The sequence below is a fragment of the Pantoea sp. JZ29 genome (genome assembly GCF_035190385.1).
Classification (GTDB): Bacteria; Pseudomonadota; Gammaproteobacteria; order Enterobacterales; family Enterobacteriaceae; genus Pantoea; species Pantoea stewartii.
Genome location: NZ_CP045243.1, coordinates 167,841 through 182,648 on the forward strand (window position 1 = coordinate 167,841; position 14,808 = coordinate 182,648).

Sequence of the window (14,808 nt, forward strand, 5' to 3'; positions counted from 1 at the left end):
TAATATGTCGTCATAAAAAGTTCATTTATAAAACTCAAAAACACCTCAAAAAGGGTCTTCACAAAATGTGCTGACTTTTAGTATAGTTTTGTAAACGCCACGCAAGTCAGCAAATACAGCCTATCGCCTAAGCCGGATTGTGCTGACATGACAAGAGATCTGATAGACAGGATGAGGTTTCTTACCTATCGAGTCCATATATGATTCATTGGTGAGTATCTTTTGAGTTGTTTTGTTAAGGGTTTCTGTCACAACAAGTGCTCACCTTAATGAGCTTACAGACGATATGCATGTTGAGTCTGTAAACCAGTAACCGTAACTGAAAAAAACATAAAACCAATTTTTTATATATGAATTAAAGCCAACACCAGGGCTTTTTTACTCAGGCAGTAATGTAATTATTTATTCTACACACAGCAGGAGGTCAACCACCCGGAAACCATTTCTGGCATTACCCGTTATATATCTGAAAACCGCATATGTAATTCACTTACGTATGTTCTTTTCGATCGTCACTTACAGGATTAAATAAATGCACGCTGATAAATTCGTTTCCGGGGAACCGGCTGACGTGGCGGTAGCATTGCCTGAACGCCCCCGAGTGCGGCCAGGTAATTTCATTCAGTACACCGCCTCCCGTCTTAAAAACCTTCGCAACACCCGATTCAGATCCTTTAATAAAAACCACACCCCCGCAATGCAGAACGCGATGCTTTTCGCGCTGATGCTTGCGGTTGTTATTGTCCCGCACGTGGCCAGCGCAACCGACCTGATGTCTTCGCAGACAGGTGATGCCACGGATACGTTCGGCCTGAACAGTACCGTTCTGCGCTGGATTTATATGGGTGAAATCGTGATGTCCCTCGTGGGCTTCATCAAAACCCGCAACCCGCTCATCTTCGTCGGTCTGGTCATCATGTTGGTCATCTCCCGCGCCATGTACGGAATGATCGGAGGCTGACCGATGGACGAGCGGGAATCAGCCAGATACCGCTTCCCCGAAACCCTTAATCAGCAGAAACGCTGGCTGGGTCTTCCCCCGAGGAGGCGTGCGTGCTGCTCACGTTCGGGTTAATCGGGTTCTTCTGCAATAACTTTGTCACCATGCTCTGCATCAGTGCCGTTTTCTGGATGGGTATCCGTCACCTCAAGAAAGGGCAGGGGTCCTGGTGGCTCCTGAATCTCCTTTACTGGTATCTGCCCACCCTGTTCTTCAGGGTGCGGTTCTTGCGTATCCCCGATTCCTGTAACCGTCACTGGATGCAGTAAATCTCATGCCGCCCTTCCCGGGCGGCCTTTTCCCCGCAAGCGGGAGGAATAATGAAGCTCGAGGTTAAAGAATCACGCGACCGCCTGCTGGCCCTGCTTCTGCTCACGCTCAGCGGTCTGCTGATTGTCAGCGTAGTGGCCAACTGCATTACCGGATCGCTGGCCTGGTACTGTTACTGGCACCAGCGGACCATTACCACACCGATGGTGTATGACCGTCCCTTTTCATCGACCATGGACGGCGGGGACGACAACCTCTACAGCATGCTGGCGCGCTCGCTCATCAGCCTTCGCCTGAGCGTTACCCCCGAAACCGTGGACAGGCAGCACGCGCGGCTGCTGAGCTGGGTGCCGCCGGAGGAGCGTTCAGCGCTGAAGAAAGTGCTGGCCATTGAGGCGAGCTACATAAAGAAAAACGGCATCTCCAGCGTTTACAGCATTGAGCATGAAGCCACCGATCCCAAAACCGGTGACATCATTGTCGGCGGCACGATACATGCCAGCACCATGAACGGGACCGTGGCGCTCAGTCAGCCCGGCGCGGTGCGAACCACCACGGCAAACGGCACCGCAGGAGCTGCTCTGCCCGACGAGAAAAAAGCATACCGCCTGCACATTCAGTACGACAACGGGCTCATCCGCCTGACGGCGTTCCCTGAAGTGGCCTGGCCTGCCATTTTCAACACCGATGATTCCGGGAAAAAACCATGAAAATCTCCCTGACTGCCGCACTGGTTGCCGGTGCCTGCCTGTCGCCCTGTGCCGTCGCCGCCATCAGCGGCCCGGCGGGCACGGTTTTTGATAACAACGCGCATCTGCGCTCAAAGATGAGCCTCACCAGTCCCAACAAAATCATCATCGACGGCGAGCTGATCACCGGCGTGTCGGGTCCTGACGGCGCTTTTACCCAGCAGAACACGGCGGACGGCGCGCTGCTGATTACGCCGCTCACGCCGCATGACTTCACCATTTTTCTGGAAACTGCCGACGGCATCGGCCTGTCGCTCGACGTGGTGCCGGATAAGGGTAACGGCCGCACGCTGCTGCTCATTCCGGCCCGCACCCGTCTGAAACCGAACCCGGACGCGAAGGCCTGGGAGGAAAGCCAGCCTTTCCAGAAAACCCTGGTGGCGCTGGCGCGCACCGTGGTGAACGGCGGCGTACCTGATAACTACACCGAGCTTTCCGCCTCGCAGGGGCCGGACTACACCCCGGCCGCCGGCGTGCTGCTCACGCCGGAGCGCCAGCTGGCAGGGGCGCATTTCCGCGTCATGCGCTACCGCATGAAAAACACCGGCTACGTCACCCGGGCCCTGACGGAGAGGCAGTTCTGGCAGAAGGGGGTGCGCGCCGTGATGCTGTCCACCCGTACCCTTTATGCGGGCGGAGAGGGCTATGTCTGGGTGATTTTTTCCACCGATGAAGGGGGTGCATCGTGAGCAACATCAACACCGTCACCCGCCGCCGTCAGTGGCTGATAGCAGGCGGGGCGCTGGCGGCCATGACCGTTACCGGCGGCGGCATCTGGTTTTACAACCAGCATCAGGCGGCGCTGAAGCACCAGGCGGCGCATAAGCCTGCCGACCTGACCGGCTCCGGGCTGGTCACGCCCACCTTCACCGACGCGGTCACAACCTCCGTGCTGGCGCAGCAGCAGAACAAAACGGCCGGGCTTGAGCAGGGTCTGAAGGACCTCAACACCAAAGTCGACAGCCAGGCGGCCTCGCTCGACCGGAAGCTGGAGCAGATCACGGCGGCACTGGACAAGCTTCAGTCGCAGGGTACGCATGCCGCGACGCAGCCGGGCGCATCCGGCACGCCGTCAGCGCCCGGTGCAGGGCAGAACGGCCCGGTTCCGCTGGGACCGGCCGGACCGGCGCAGTGGCACATCACCGATCCGGCAGGCGGTCCCGCCAGCGGTCAGGGCAGCCGTTTTTATCCCGGGCAGGCTCAGGGCACGCTGCCCGCTGCTGCCGCGTCGCAGACGGGCGGACTGATGCGCAAAACCTTTACCTACGCCTCGCTCAGCCGCAAGTGGCCGCATCTGCCGTGGATTTCGTCCGGTTCGTTTTCACAGGCCGTGATGATTGAGGGGGCAGACGCCAACGCCAGCGTGACCGGCCAGCAGAACACCACGCCGGTGGTCCTCACCCTGATAGGCGATGTGTCAATGCCCAACGGCAAAACCTACAACCTGGATCAGTGCCGCGTCACCGGTGAAATCTACGGGGACATCTCCAGCGAGCGCGGTGAGGTCCGCACCAAAAACATCAGCTGTAACCTGAAAAACGGGGATCACATCGATATGCCGTTTGAAGGGCACGTGGCTTATCAGGGCAAGCAGGGCATTCGCGGCAAGCCGGTGATGCGTAACGGACAAATCCTCTGGAACGCGGGCGGTGCAGGCTTCCTGTCCGGCCTCGGAGACGGCTTCAAGTCGGCGGCCACGCCCATGGTGGGCCTGGGCGGGGCGACCACCATCGGGGCCGGCGACATCCTGAAACAGGGCTTCGGCGGTGGTGCCAGTAAGGCGGCCGACACGCTGAGCCAGTACTACATCAAACGTGCCGAGCAGTATCACCCTGTCATTGATATCGGTGCCGGTAACGCCGTCACGGTGGTGTTTCAGCAGGGCTTTCGCCTGAAAACCATCGAGGAGCAGGAGGCCGAGAAAGACAGACAGAATAACTCGCAGGTTCAGGTGCAGGAAACGGCGGCCAACACGCCCGCAGTAAACGCCAGCGGCACCCGTCCGGCGGTGCTTGACCCCAATGAAGTACTGAAGCAGGCCAGCCAGCTCAGACTGGGTGACACCATAAACTGACAGGAATACGCCGATGAAACAGTGGTACGTACTGCAGACGCTCTTTGGTCAGGAAAATCGCGCGGAAGCGCATCTGAAAAACCAGAACGTGGAGTGCTGGTTTCCCCTTTACACCGGCCGTCGGCTGGCTGACGGGAAGGTCACCTCCCTGAAGCCCACGCCGCTGTTTCCCGGCTATGGCTTCGTCTGCTTCGATCCGGAAAAAATTCACACCACCACCATCAAGGCCACGCGCGGCGTCTCGCAGATTGTGCGCTTTGGGGAACGCCTGGCGGTCATGAGCGATGAGCAGATGAAGGCGCTGAAGGCCGGCGCGGGGCAGGTGGCTCAGACCTGCGAAAAGCCGCCGGTGCACGGTGACAGGCTCATTCTCGAAAGCGGCGTGTTTGAAGGGTTTGAGGCGGTGTGGCATGAGCCTAAAGGTGCTAAGCGGGCTATCATGCTGATCACCCTGATGGGCCGGATAGTGGAGCTGGATATGAGGAAAGCGCGTAAAGAGGGGCTGCGTTTCCGGTTTAAAAACAGCGGGGAGGTAAGGGTATGAACCTCAAACCCATTGAGTACGATACCAGGGAACACCGGACAGCTCTTCTGCTTACGTTTCTTATGCTGGCGCTCAACCTCGGCACTGTTGCCATCATGCTTGAATGGGAAGTGGGGCCATCCGGGGGCATAACGTGGCAGTTCTGGCAGATACTGTTCCTGCCTGCTTCGTCCACGCTGGCCATACAGCTGCTTTCTTTCGGCAGCGGGTTGAGTATGGTCCCGGTTTTCTCAGGGTTCGTCACCTGGATCATCGTGCCTGTGGGCTGGCTGGTTGAGGTTGCCCGAGCCGGCCAGCTTCAGGTGGCCAGCAAAGCATTCCTTTATACGGGACCCTGCTCAGGGGTTCTGCTTTCGTTCGGCGCTGCTGTATTTGTGCTTCTGTTCGAAAAAAGACACCTGTAAACGGGACGGGCAGCAATGAAAAAATTCAGTTTCAGTATCTGTGTGCCACTGCTGGTTAAGGAGTGAAAGAGTATGACGACCAGTAAGGCGTTAAATAACCAATCATCGAAGAACCTGCTTTCACTACTCTTACTCGCGGGGTTTTGCGGGTTGCTGACGGTGGGCGTGCTGTATGGGTTGCCGATGATGCTCCATGCTAAAAGTGAAAATAAGCTGCAACAGATTGGCTCGCTGGCGATGGTGAAAAACAACTGCCACGGCTTCTTTTACCACGATGACGATGTTTCTGTGCTGACGATGACCAGTGGTTACGTAGTGACAGTGAGCGGTTGTGTTAACGCGAAACCCGGCACAGCGGTGATGGAGCCGAAAACCACTTTATTAACAGACGGGCGGGACATCGGTAAATACTGGTGTGTTAATGATATTTGTTATGAGCGAACAGACAAAGAAAACGACTGAGGAACCCGGCATGTTTTTCTGAGGCGTTTTTTCGTGAACGCGTCAGTGCTTCTGCCGGGCTGTGTCGTTCATCTGTCTGTGTAGCATGTGACCGGGCGCGGTAGCGGAGAAAACCACAGAGCTGGTGCGGCCTGATAGCCGCAGAGCTGGCGTCATATTCTTCTGCCGATCATGACGCCTTTGCGCGACTGCAGCACAACGTACGGCAGGAAGGTCACCTTGATCAGGATGTGCCGGACAGCTGGATAAGCAGGGAGCTGCGCGCCCTGACACGGCAGGACTTTGGTTTTACTTCCCGCAACATAATTCAGGAGACGGAGGCTCAGCACCATGACATTGCGCAACGTCCGTGAAAACCGTATCCGGCTCTGCTCTCTGCGCGTCCGGTATCGTCAGGCGTGGCAGTCACAGGCTGACAATAACACGCTGGCTGCGCTGCTGACGGCCATTGAGTCAGTTCATCAGTCACTGAAATCCCCCGAATACGGTGAGAAAACCCTTAACTCAGATGCCAGTGGCAGTAATAACGGAGGGCAGGCTGATGCTTAACGGCCCCGGAATACTGACGCCTGACCAGAAAAGGTTCTGGCACATCTTTGCAGAACTGCAACGCTGGAGAAATAACGATCCGCCGCCACAGGGGGCTGGTCCGGAGTGGTGCCTCATCCTTTCCTTAGCCGGGATCGTCACGGGAGGGCTGGTTCTGATGGCCACCTCCGGCCTGTTACTGACCGGCGCTGCAGCCTTTACCGCGTCTTTGCTTGTCTGGACTTACGCCTGCAGGCGAGTCCGAAACCGTCCCATACTGCGCTGGCCGGAACGACTGGACAGGCTGCTCAGCCAGTACCGGCCCGTTGATTCAGAAGCCTGGGCGGAGCTGAAGGCAGACGTGGCCTCGAAGGATGCGCTGACGCTCGCGGCCTTACAGCGCTGGATGGCAAAGGAGCGCGTGTACTATTCGTACCCGAAAGCGAGAAACCCGGCCCGGTGGCGGTTCCTGCAGAATCATTCAGACAAGCAGCTGTCAGGGCATGCCGCTGAGGCTGAGCGTTAAGGCGATTAAAGATGTGCCGGGCAGGACGGTAACTTTCTTCTGTTCGCCAGGGAGGCTTTAGCCTCACCTTAAATCCCCCCGGTACAGCCAGCTGACAGTTAAACATTAAGGTTAATAAAATGTTGTCTCATCACATAAATGACTGGTTATGTACCGGCCTCAATGGCTGCGTCAATATCCGGCACAGACTGCCGCTACTGGGCGGTATAGTCGAATGTGTCATCGTTATTAGCATCATGGGATGGCTGCTCAGCAAAATCTACGGCTGGCGTCCGGTTATATTCATCGTGGTACCTGCCGTACTGATAAACCTTTTTATGTATATTCGGCTCAGTGCCGGTCACTTGCCGCAGGGAGATGCAGCCATGTTTGCGCTGTTCAGCGGATTCAGTTTAATCATCTGCTTAGCCTTTGAAGCGCTACTAATAAGAGATTATCCCCGTTTACGTTATGGCCTGCGATTAATGATGGCCCTGTTGTCCGGGTGTATGACCATGGCTATCTGGTTTCAGGCCGGCGTTCGGGCATGAACCTTTTTATTTATGAATAAAACTGACATTTTCATTTAATGCTCCTTATCCGCAGGCTGCAACCCGTTTAATCCGACAGGTCTTTCTTACCGCCACTTTTTTATTCATACCTTATCCGCGGCGCTGCCGCACCAGAGGACTTCACCATGCAAAAACTGTTTGCGTGCGCACTGCTGTGCGCGGCGCTTACCGGCTGCGCCGGCATGAACACCGACTTTGACTGCAACAAAACGGCAACGGACCAGTGCCTGTCCATGAGCGAGGCCAGTCATCTGGCTGCGCAGCACAAAAGCCTGGATGACCTGAGCGGGGAAAATGCCTCCGGCCCAAAGCCTGCCGCTGAGCCGCTGGCAGTGCCGGTCAATATCAAAAGTACCGTCAGCCCGGACCGGCGTATCAGCGTGGCAGGCACAGCCACAGCGCCCCGTACGGTCCATGGGACAGCGGCAGGTCAGGGCCTGACACCACCGCTGCCTGCCTACAGGCCGGTCAGCGCGCCCACGCCGGAGGCTGACAGTGGCCCCGGCGAAGTGGACGCACGCCGCACGCCGGATGTGACGCAGCGGCTGTGGATCGCGCCCTGGGTGGATGACCAGGACAGCTTTCACCAGCCCGCCGTCGTGGAGTTTGTGAAAAACCGGTCCCGCTGGGACCAAGACTACCGCGTGATCAGCGAGGGCCAGTGATGAAGATTTTCCACAGAGACATTCTTTCCGGTGCGCCTGTTTACCCGTCATGTACCGGGCAGGGGCGGGGCCGGGCCGTCTGGCTGACCCACCACGTGCCCGCAGGCATGGCGTCGGCTAGGGCGATGTTGCATCAGGCCTGTCGGGGAAATCTGTATGACATTCATTTGTCTGACCTGCTCTCAGACGCTTACGTGACGGGCAATGCCGGAAAGGGCTGCCTGTGCGATGAAAGCGTGCTGACGACAAAAGTAGCGATGGAGGAAAGACAGCATGGCGAATAAATGGCTCGATCAGCTCGCGGGAATACTGGAAAGTGGCCGTCAGGTGAGCGGTGCGAAAGAGGCATCGGCGCTGCTGCAGCAGAATTTCAGCTATCCCTCGCTCAGCAGTCTGCTGCCCTGGCGCATGTACGACGGACAGAGCGACCTCTACATCAACGGCCGGTCCGTCGGGTTTATGCTGGAGCTGTCACCGCTTATCGGCGCAAACCAGCAGGTGGTGCAGGGCCTCGACGCGTTGCTGCGCGAAAAGCTTCCCCGCAAAACGCCACTGACCGTGATGATGGTGGCCAGCAAGTGCGTGGGCGGGATGCTTCAGCAGGCGCTCAGCGCCGACATGTGGAAGGGGCCGATGGCACCGCGGCTGAACGCCATTACGCGGGCCTACTGGGAGCGGGCCGCGCTCAAGGGCTTCACCAACCAGCGTGAGTATCCGCTGTACCTGCGCAACTACCGCGTTTTTCTGGTCTACGCCCAGTCAGGCCGGGGCGGCATCAGCGGCATGGATGAGGTAAGCCGGGTGCGCGACAGCGTCACCATGGCCCTGAAAGGGTCTTACATGGACTGCCGCCGTATTCAGCCTGGTGAGTTTCTGTCGGTAATGCGCGAGCAACTGAACCACCGCCCGGGCCAGGTCACTGCCAGTGACGGTTACTGGAACCCGGACCAGGAACTTCACCGCCAGGCGGTGCACCCCAGCACCGAGCTGGAGGTGTATCCCGGCTACCTGCGCATGCTCACCGCGCGCCAGCCCGAAGACCGCCGCCTCGATGAGAATGAGGATTCGCTGGTGTCAGCCACGCGTATCGTCAGCATGCAGCTGAGCGAAGCGCCGAAGCAGTTCGCACTGTGGCAGGGTGCGGACAACCTGCAGAACATGCGCTTTCCCGAACTGGGCATTCCCTGTCCGTTTATCCTGAGCTGGACGGTGGTGGTGGAGGACCAGATGCAGAGCCAGAATGAGGCCTTCCGCAAAGAGCAGGATCTGGCCAAGAAGGTGGCCAGCACCTATGCGCGTCTGTTTCCCGACGTTGAGCGGTCCTATCGCGAGTGGAAGGAACTCCGGCAGGGCCTGAGCACCAACGAAATTTCGATGTGTGACATCAACTTCAATCTGACGCTCTTCACGCCGGACAGCGACAAGGAACAGCAGTTCTGTGAGGTCAAGGCCACGAACGTATTCAGCAAGAACGGCCTGCAGATTTCTTCGCCCAAGATGATGCAGCTGCGCAACTGGCTCACCACGCTGCCGTTTGTGGTGCAGGAGGGGCTGTGGGATGACATGAAGCGCATGGGGGCCACGCTGCGCTGCAAGACGTTCAACGCCGCCAACCTGATGCCGGTGGTGGCGGAACGGCAGATGTCGCAGAAGGGCAGCCCGCTGCCGACCTACCGAAACCAGCTGGCGTTTTTTGACATGTTCGAAAAGAAAAACGGCGCGACCAACTCGAATATTGCGGTGACCGGCACCACCGGGGCAGGAAAATCCTTCTTCATTCAGGAACTGCTGCGCCAGGTGCTCAACTCCGGCGGATACGGCTGGGTTATTGACATGGGGGAGAGCTACAGAAACTTCTGCCACCAGGCGGGCGGGGTGTATCTCGACGGCGCGTCGCTGCGCTTTAACCCGTTTGCCAACATCACCGACATCAAAAAGATGGCCGAGCGGATCAAGGGTCTGCTGGCCGTGCTGGCCAGTCCGGCAGGCGAGCTGGACCAGATCAGCGAGTCGGTGCTGCTCAAGGCGGTCAACGCCGCGTGGGAAGCGAAGCAGAACAGGGCCCGTATTGACGATGTGGTCTTTTACCTGAAGTCGGATGCGGTGAAGCAGGAGTACGGGGAGCAGCCGACCATCATGAGCCGTATTCACGAGCTGGTCCTGCTGCTCGACCAGTGGTGCACGTGGGGAACGAACGGGGAATACTTCAATTCCGACAACCCGACGCTGAACAGCGAGACCCGTTTTGCGGTGCTGGAGATGCTGAGCCTGGAAAGCCAGCCGCATCTGCTGTCTGCCATCCTGTACTCACTGATACTGGCGATTCAGGACAAAATGTATCACTCGTCGCGCAAAATCAAAAAACTGGCGGTTATCGACGAGGCCTGGCGCCTGTTCAGCGGCCACAACCCCCACGCGGCGCGCTTTATCGAAACGGGTTACCGCACCGTACGCCGCCACATGGGTGCCTTCATCACTATCACGCAGGGCATCAGCGACTTCACCGGCCTGCCGGAGCAGCCCGCGCCGTCGGCTGCCGCTGCGGCGTGGACCTGTTCGGGTACCAAGGTGACGCTGCTGCAGGATAACAAGGCGCTGACGACCTACCTGAACGCCAACCCGGACCAGTTCAGCGAAATGGAAACGCAGATTATCAAGGGCTTTGAGGCGGCCAGTGAAACCGGTTTCAGCTCGGTAATGATGTCAACCGGCAAGAACACCTCGTTTCACCGCGTATTCACCGACCCGATAACCCGGGCCATGTTCAGTTCAGAACCCAGCGAATTCCAGTATATGGCGGATGCGCAAAAGGCGGGGGCCACCAGTGAAGAGGCGGCCTACATGCTGGCTTCCGAGCCGTTCAAATTCGGCCAGGAGCTGGCGGAGCTGGAGCTGTGGGCGGGGCTGAGAAAGCCGGAAAGTGAAAAGGAAAAAGACTATGCATGATGATACACAAACTGCCGGTGAAACGAGGCCCGCGGCCGTCGCGGACAACGCTGCCTCCGGCGGTTCCCGCCTGCGGCCCGTCGTGCTGGCAGGCTGTGCCGTACTGCTGCTGGCGGCCTGTGCCGGTATCAGCCTGCTGGTCAGCCAGCTCGCGCAGCCCGAGACCGTGGTGTTTGACATGCGGGGAACGGTTAACGCCTTCAAGCAGCAGTCCGCACAGATGACGCTGACGCCTGAACGGGCCGCCTTGCTGACGACGCGCTTTAACAATGCCCTGCGGGCCAGTCTGACTGACTGGCAGCAGGTGCACAACGCGGTGATCCTGGAGAAGGGGGCTGTGGTGAGTGAGGCACAGGACATCACACCGGTGATCCAGACCGACATTGCCCGGCAGATGCACGCGTCGCAGCAGGCCGGTGGCGCGCCGGACCTGAGCGGAGAGAAACCATGAGGCGACAGCTGGGTGCGCTGCTCCTGGCTCTGGTGGTGTGGCCCGTCTGCGCGAAAGATCTGGGCACGGTCGGGCATCTGTTTCCGATTGCCGAACCCGACCTGCTCGACTTCATCGGGCAGCGGCTCAAAACCCTGCGGGACAGCGGTGAAATGGACCGGCTGCAGCGGGAAGCCGTTGCGCGGGTGAAGGCTCACGCGGTTCGCCCGACGCCCGTTGCGGGCCTCACGCCGGCAACAAAGGACAGGGTGTACCGCTACGATCCGACCTTTACCGTGGGCGAGACCATCCGCGACACGAGTGGTCACGTCATCGCCCGGGCCGGGGAAAAAATCAATCCGCTTGACCGCGTGCCTTACAGCGAAACGCTCTACTTCATTGACGGCGACAGTAAGGTGCAGATGGGGTGGGTCCGGCAGCAGATAAAAGGCCGGCAGAATTTCAAGGTCATCCTGGTGAAAGGCAACATTCACGATACCAGCATTGCGCTGGATGAACCGGTCTACTTCGACCAGTACGGTACGTTAACAACAAAATTTGGCTTTGAGCACACGCCGGTGCGCATCACGCGCGACGGTCGTGCGCTCAGGGTCGAGGAGATAGCACTGAAATGAGACATGAAACGCTCCCTTTTTCAGCTGCGGTGCGCATGAACGAGCAGGACAAAGAAGAACTGCGCAGCATGACCGGCGAAAACCCCATGTATTCCGAGTCAAAAATTATCCGTGCGGCCATCCGGTTCTTCGGGGCGGTCAGCGAGGATGTCCGGCGGGACGTCATTATTGCCTCGCTGAACAGAGAGGATGTGCGGCAGGTCATGCGCCGGCACGGTATCTGTGTTCCGACAGAGATGGACGAGGCATCGCTCGAATGAGTCACAACTGTATTCATGGAGCACCAGATCTGACCTGTGAACCGGGAGGCATCAGGTGGAAAAACTACAAGTGCTGTATGTCGCGGGTGGGCTTCCCTTCACCCTGTGGGTGGCCTCAAACGTAAGAAAATTCATACGTAAGCAAACGAACAGAGCGCTGGCACTACGCGCAGGCGGACGCAACGCACCACAGCATGCTGAAGCTGAGACAGTCATTACACCGCGGTCGTTTATAACACAGCGCGATGTGCATTCGGGCTGGCTGCAGGAGGCATGGCCACTGCAGCAGGTCAGCATCCTCTGCTGGGGCTCGCCGGGTACGCTGCAGCGGGAAATACCTGATGGCCTGCGCCAGCTTGCCCGCTCACTCAGAAAGGAAAGAGGGACATTTACGGGCGGGAAACTGGGCAAAGAGGGGGTTTTACGCTGGCAGATGGAGTCTGATATCACCGCAGACAGCCCCTCATTTTTTGGTCCCGACTCTTTCGGGGGCAGAGCGCAGCCCGGGGCCTATACGCAGGTTTTCGGTCCTTACATGCCGATGCCTGACAGAGAGGCTGTGGTGGTTCTGCTGCAGGGTACACACCAGACAGCCCCTGAAACGCTGCCGCATTTTCTGCGTTCCGTGGCAGAGCAGATTGAAAAAGGCATCCTCCAGTATGGCGTTAACGACGGTTATACCGGCTGGGCTTTTATTTCCTATCCATCAAAAAAAGCACGCTCCTCACATCAGGCCGGGACTGACGATGACTGGATGGCGGGAGCTTCGCTTTATCAGAGGTGATGCGCCTTCCGTGTTTATCCATACAAGGCAGGGCAGGCCTTATTAAGGAGTCATGAATCATGATTGTGGCAAAGATCCTTCTGGTGACAGCGGGTATCGCAACCGTGCTGTGGATGTTCTGGATGATAATTTTCGGTAAAAGCGCACCCGACATGCAGGCACACACGTTTCTGACCAGAAAAGCAGGTGATGACAGCAGCATCACGTCGGTCGTAATGATGAGCGGCCCGGACAGTGGAGGGCATGACGGAGGCTGTAGCGCCTCCGATGCCGGCAGCGACTGCGGTGGTGGTGACGGAGGCAGTCACTGAGTCTGACTCATCCCGCGTCCCTGCACTTCAGGCGGGCTGAGCCTTTCATAGCCCACTGACACAACTTTCTTAAGCGGAGTTCAAATTATGGACAGGTACAGCATTGTAATGACCCTGGCAATGGCGGTGTTTTTGCCACCGTTCTGGCCATAAAGTATTTCGCGTGAGTGTCTGAAACCTTCCTTCCCGCTGCACGCAGGCTGTTCGTTCCTAGCCCTGCTGCGGTACGCCTCAGCCTGCACACCGCGGGCAGGCCTGATTAACTGATGCGGGCAGCCCCGCAGCCCTGTTTCCGGAATCTCATTTATGACAAATCATGCTGACATCTCAGCCCGTGAGGTCGTGCGCGATCGCTGGGGCCACTGGACTCATCCTTTCTATTACTCACCACCCGATAACAGAGAGTATGCGCCGTCGGGTGCATTTAATGACTGGCTGAAGACGCACAGCCTGCAGTCGGCCACCTCGTGGATGGAAAACGACGTGGAGGACAGGCAGATGGAGCGCTACTGGAAAACCGGCGACTGCAGCGACTGGATGCCGGTGAAGCCGCCCGGGGAAGGGTGGTTTACCGGCAGTATTCATGACACCGAGGACGGTCCGGTCTGCGTCTGGCTCCGTCCGCTGACGGCAAAGGCGGACGAATGAAACGATTACTCCTGATGCTGTGTCTGCTGCTTTCCATGACGGCCGTCAGGCCTGCCATGGCAGGCGGCAGTAACGCCGGTGACGGCCGGTGGGTAAATCCCATCAGCGACGTCTGCTGGAAATGCCTGTTTCCCATGACGCTCGGCAGCATTCAGCTGGCGTCTGGCGCGCACCCCGACACGCCGAACCCGTCGATGCCGATTCAGCTGTGTCCCTACGGCATCTTTTACCGTCTGGGGCTGGCCATCGGCTTCTGGGAGCCGCTGGCGCTCACCGACGTCACGCGTGAACCGGGCGTGATGGTCAACATGGGCGGATTCAAAATCGACCTGGGGCGCACCGGCACCGGAACCGGAGGGCAGAGTGACAGGCCCGCGCCGGGGGCCTTCTATCACGTGCACTGGTATAAATACCCGCTGCTGTTCTGGCTGAACATCATCACCAGTACCGGCTGTATGCAGACCGGCGACATGGACATTGCGTACCTCTCGGAAGTCGATCCGTTGTGGAACGACAGTACGCTCTCGATGATCATCAATCCGGAAGTGGCGCTTTTCAATAACCTGCTTGCGCAGGGGGCCTGTGCGGCGGACTCCATTTCGTCCACGGCGGGCATGCCGCTGGACCCGCTTTTCTGGTGCGCAGGTGCGCAGGGCTCGATGTACCCGTTCACGGGTTATACCAGCAACGAGTTTTCACCGCTGGAGGCGTCCCTGCTGGTGACGGAACGCATGGCCTTCAAGCTGCACCGCGAGGGGCTGGTGATGGAGACGGTCGGGGCCGACACGGCGGTCTGCTATGAATATCCGTCCCCGATCATCCCAAAATCGCGATGGCGCTATCAGATGGTCAACATGTATCCCGAACCCGGCGACTGCCATCCGTTCGGGACCTCGACGCAGCTGTGGGGCAGCACCCACAACAGCCCGGCCACGAAAAAGAACTTCGGTTATCTGCTCTGGCGAAAGCGTAACTGCGTGTACCTCTGACGGCCCGCTGACGCAGCGCGACGCCCGGCAGA

At 58.3% G+C, this 14,808-nt stretch carries 20 protein-coding genes and 1 pseudogene; all 21 read left to right on the forward strand.

Annotated features, from left to right (window positions below; all coding sequences use genetic code 11):
- Positions 1-532 precede the first annotated feature (532 nt).
- The 21 genes and pseudogenes from GC090_RS22595 to traU all read left to right on the forward strand — a co-directional run bounded on the left by GC090_RS22595 (position 533) and on the right by traU (position 14,776).
- Positions 533-961, forward strand: a complete 429-nt coding sequence (locus GC090_RS22595) for a type IV conjugative transfer system pilin TraA (protein WP_273759566.1) — start codon at positions 533-535, stop codon at positions 959-961.
- Between the two features lie 3 nt (positions 962-964).
- A pseudogene (gene traL / locus GC090_RS22600) lies at positions 965-1,269 on the forward strand (type IV conjugative transfer system protein TraL).
- 51 nt (positions 1,270-1,320) lie between these two features.
- Positions 1,321-1,980, forward strand: a complete 660-nt coding sequence (locus GC090_RS22605) for a TraE/TraK family type IV conjugative transfer system protein (protein WP_205954796.1) — start codon at positions 1,321-1,323, stop codon at positions 1,978-1,980.
- Positions 1,977-2,708: an F-type conjugal transfer protein TraK gene (gene traK / locus GC090_RS22610; RefSeq protein WP_110287008.1), complete on the forward strand. Its 732-nt coding sequence runs from the start codon at positions 1,977-1,979 to the stop codon at positions 2,706-2,708. The genes GC090_RS22605 and traK overlap by 4 nt, the downstream gene beginning before the upstream one ends.
- On the forward strand, positions 2,705-4,093 hold the full coding sequence (gene traB, locus GC090_RS22615) for an F-type conjugal transfer pilus assembly protein TraB (protein ID WP_324022067.1): 1,389 nt from the start codon (positions 2,705-2,707) through the stop codon (positions 4,091-4,093). Before traK ends, traB begins: the two co-directional genes overlap by 4 nt.
- 13 nt (positions 4,094-4,106) lie before the next feature.
- Positions 4,107-4,637: a transcription/translation regulatory transformer protein RfaH gene (gene rfaH, locus GC090_RS22620; protein WP_324022069.1), complete on the forward strand. Its 531-nt coding sequence runs from the start codon at positions 4,107-4,109 to the stop codon at positions 4,635-4,637.
- The gene (locus GC090_RS22625) at positions 4,634-5,041 is read left to right on the forward strand and encodes a hypothetical protein (RefSeq protein WP_205954792.1); all 408 of its coding nucleotides are present in this window, start codon (positions 4,634-4,636) and stop codon (positions 5,039-5,041) included. Before rfaH ends, GC090_RS22625 begins: the two co-directional genes overlap by 4 nt.
- 72 nt (positions 5,042-5,113) lie before the next feature.
- Positions 5,114-5,503 (forward strand): hypothetical protein, encoded by a 390-nt coding sequence (locus GC090_RS22630; RefSeq protein ID WP_205954791.1) that lies wholly within the window; start codon positions 5,114-5,116, stop codon positions 5,501-5,503.
- 330 nt (positions 5,504-5,833) lie between these two features.
- Positions 5,834-6,052 (forward strand): hypothetical protein, encoded by a 219-nt coding sequence (locus tag GC090_RS22635; RefSeq protein ID WP_324022072.1) that lies wholly within the window; start codon positions 5,834-5,836, stop codon positions 6,050-6,052.
- Positions 6,045-6,557, forward strand: coding sequence for a hypothetical protein (locus GC090_RS22640; protein ID WP_324022074.1), 513 nt, complete (start codon positions 6,045-6,047; stop codon positions 6,555-6,557). Before GC090_RS22635 ends, GC090_RS22640 begins: the two co-directional genes overlap by 8 nt.
- Before the next feature lie 119 nt (positions 6,558-6,676).
- A complete protein-coding gene (locus tag GC090_RS22645; protein ID WP_324022075.1) occupies positions 6,677-7,087 on the forward strand; it encodes a hypothetical protein in 411 nt (136 codons plus the stop codon).
- A 146-nt stretch (positions 7,088-7,233) separates the two neighbouring features.
- Entirely contained in the window at positions 7,234-7,773 is a 540-nt protein-coding gene (gene traV, locus GC090_RS22650) for a type IV conjugative transfer system lipoprotein TraV (protein WP_324022076.1), read from the forward strand.
- On the forward strand, positions 7,773-8,057 hold the full coding sequence (locus GC090_RS22655; protein ID WP_324022077.1) for a hypothetical protein: 285 nt from the start codon (positions 7,773-7,775) through the stop codon (positions 8,055-8,057). Before traV ends, GC090_RS22655 begins: the two co-directional genes overlap by 1 nt.
- Positions 8,047-10,719: a type IV secretion system protein TraC gene (traC, locus tag GC090_RS22660; RefSeq protein WP_324022079.1), complete on the forward strand. Its 2,673-nt coding sequence runs from the start codon at positions 8,047-8,049 to the stop codon at positions 10,717-10,719. The genes GC090_RS22655 and traC overlap by 11 nt, the downstream gene beginning before the upstream one ends.
- Complete coding sequence (trbI, locus tag GC090_RS22665) at positions 10,712-11,170, forward strand: type-F conjugative transfer system protein TrbI (RefSeq protein WP_324022081.1); 459 nt, start codon at positions 10,712-10,714, stop codon at positions 11,168-11,170. The genes traC and trbI overlap by 8 nt, the downstream gene beginning before the upstream one ends.
- Positions 11,167-11,784, forward strand: a complete 618-nt coding sequence (traW, locus tag GC090_RS22670) for a type-F conjugative transfer system protein TraW (protein ID WP_324022083.1) — start codon at positions 11,167-11,169, stop codon at positions 11,782-11,784. The genes trbI and traW overlap by 4 nt, the downstream gene beginning before the upstream one ends.
- Positions 11,781-12,044 (forward strand): hypothetical protein, encoded by a 264-nt coding sequence (locus tag GC090_RS22675; RefSeq protein WP_205954783.1) that lies wholly within the window; start codon positions 11,781-11,783, stop codon positions 12,042-12,044. Before traW ends, GC090_RS22675 begins: the two co-directional genes overlap by 4 nt.
- Before the next feature lie 55 nt (positions 12,045-12,099).
- Positions 12,100-12,828 carry a hypothetical protein gene (locus GC090_RS22680; protein WP_324022085.1) on the forward strand — a complete coding sequence of 243 codons (729 nt, stop codon included), beginning with the start codon at positions 12,100-12,102 and terminating at the stop codon, positions 12,826-12,828.
- Between the two features lie 59 nt (positions 12,829-12,887).
- Positions 12,888-13,139, forward strand: a complete 252-nt coding sequence (locus tag GC090_RS22685) for a hypothetical protein (protein ID WP_324022087.1) — start codon at positions 12,888-12,890, stop codon at positions 13,137-13,139.
- Positions 13,140-13,445: 306 nt separating this feature from the next.
- Positions 13,446-13,787 (forward strand): hypothetical protein, encoded by a 342-nt coding sequence (locus GC090_RS22690; RefSeq protein ID WP_324022088.1) that lies wholly within the window; start codon positions 13,446-13,448, stop codon positions 13,785-13,787.
- Positions 13,784-14,776 (forward strand): conjugal transfer pilus assembly protein TraU, encoded by a 993-nt coding sequence (gene traU, locus GC090_RS22695; protein ID WP_110268810.1) that lies wholly within the window; start codon positions 13,784-13,786, stop codon positions 14,774-14,776. Before GC090_RS22690 ends, traU begins: the two co-directional genes overlap by 4 nt.
- The last annotated feature ends 32 nt before the right edge of the window (positions 14,777-14,808 follow it).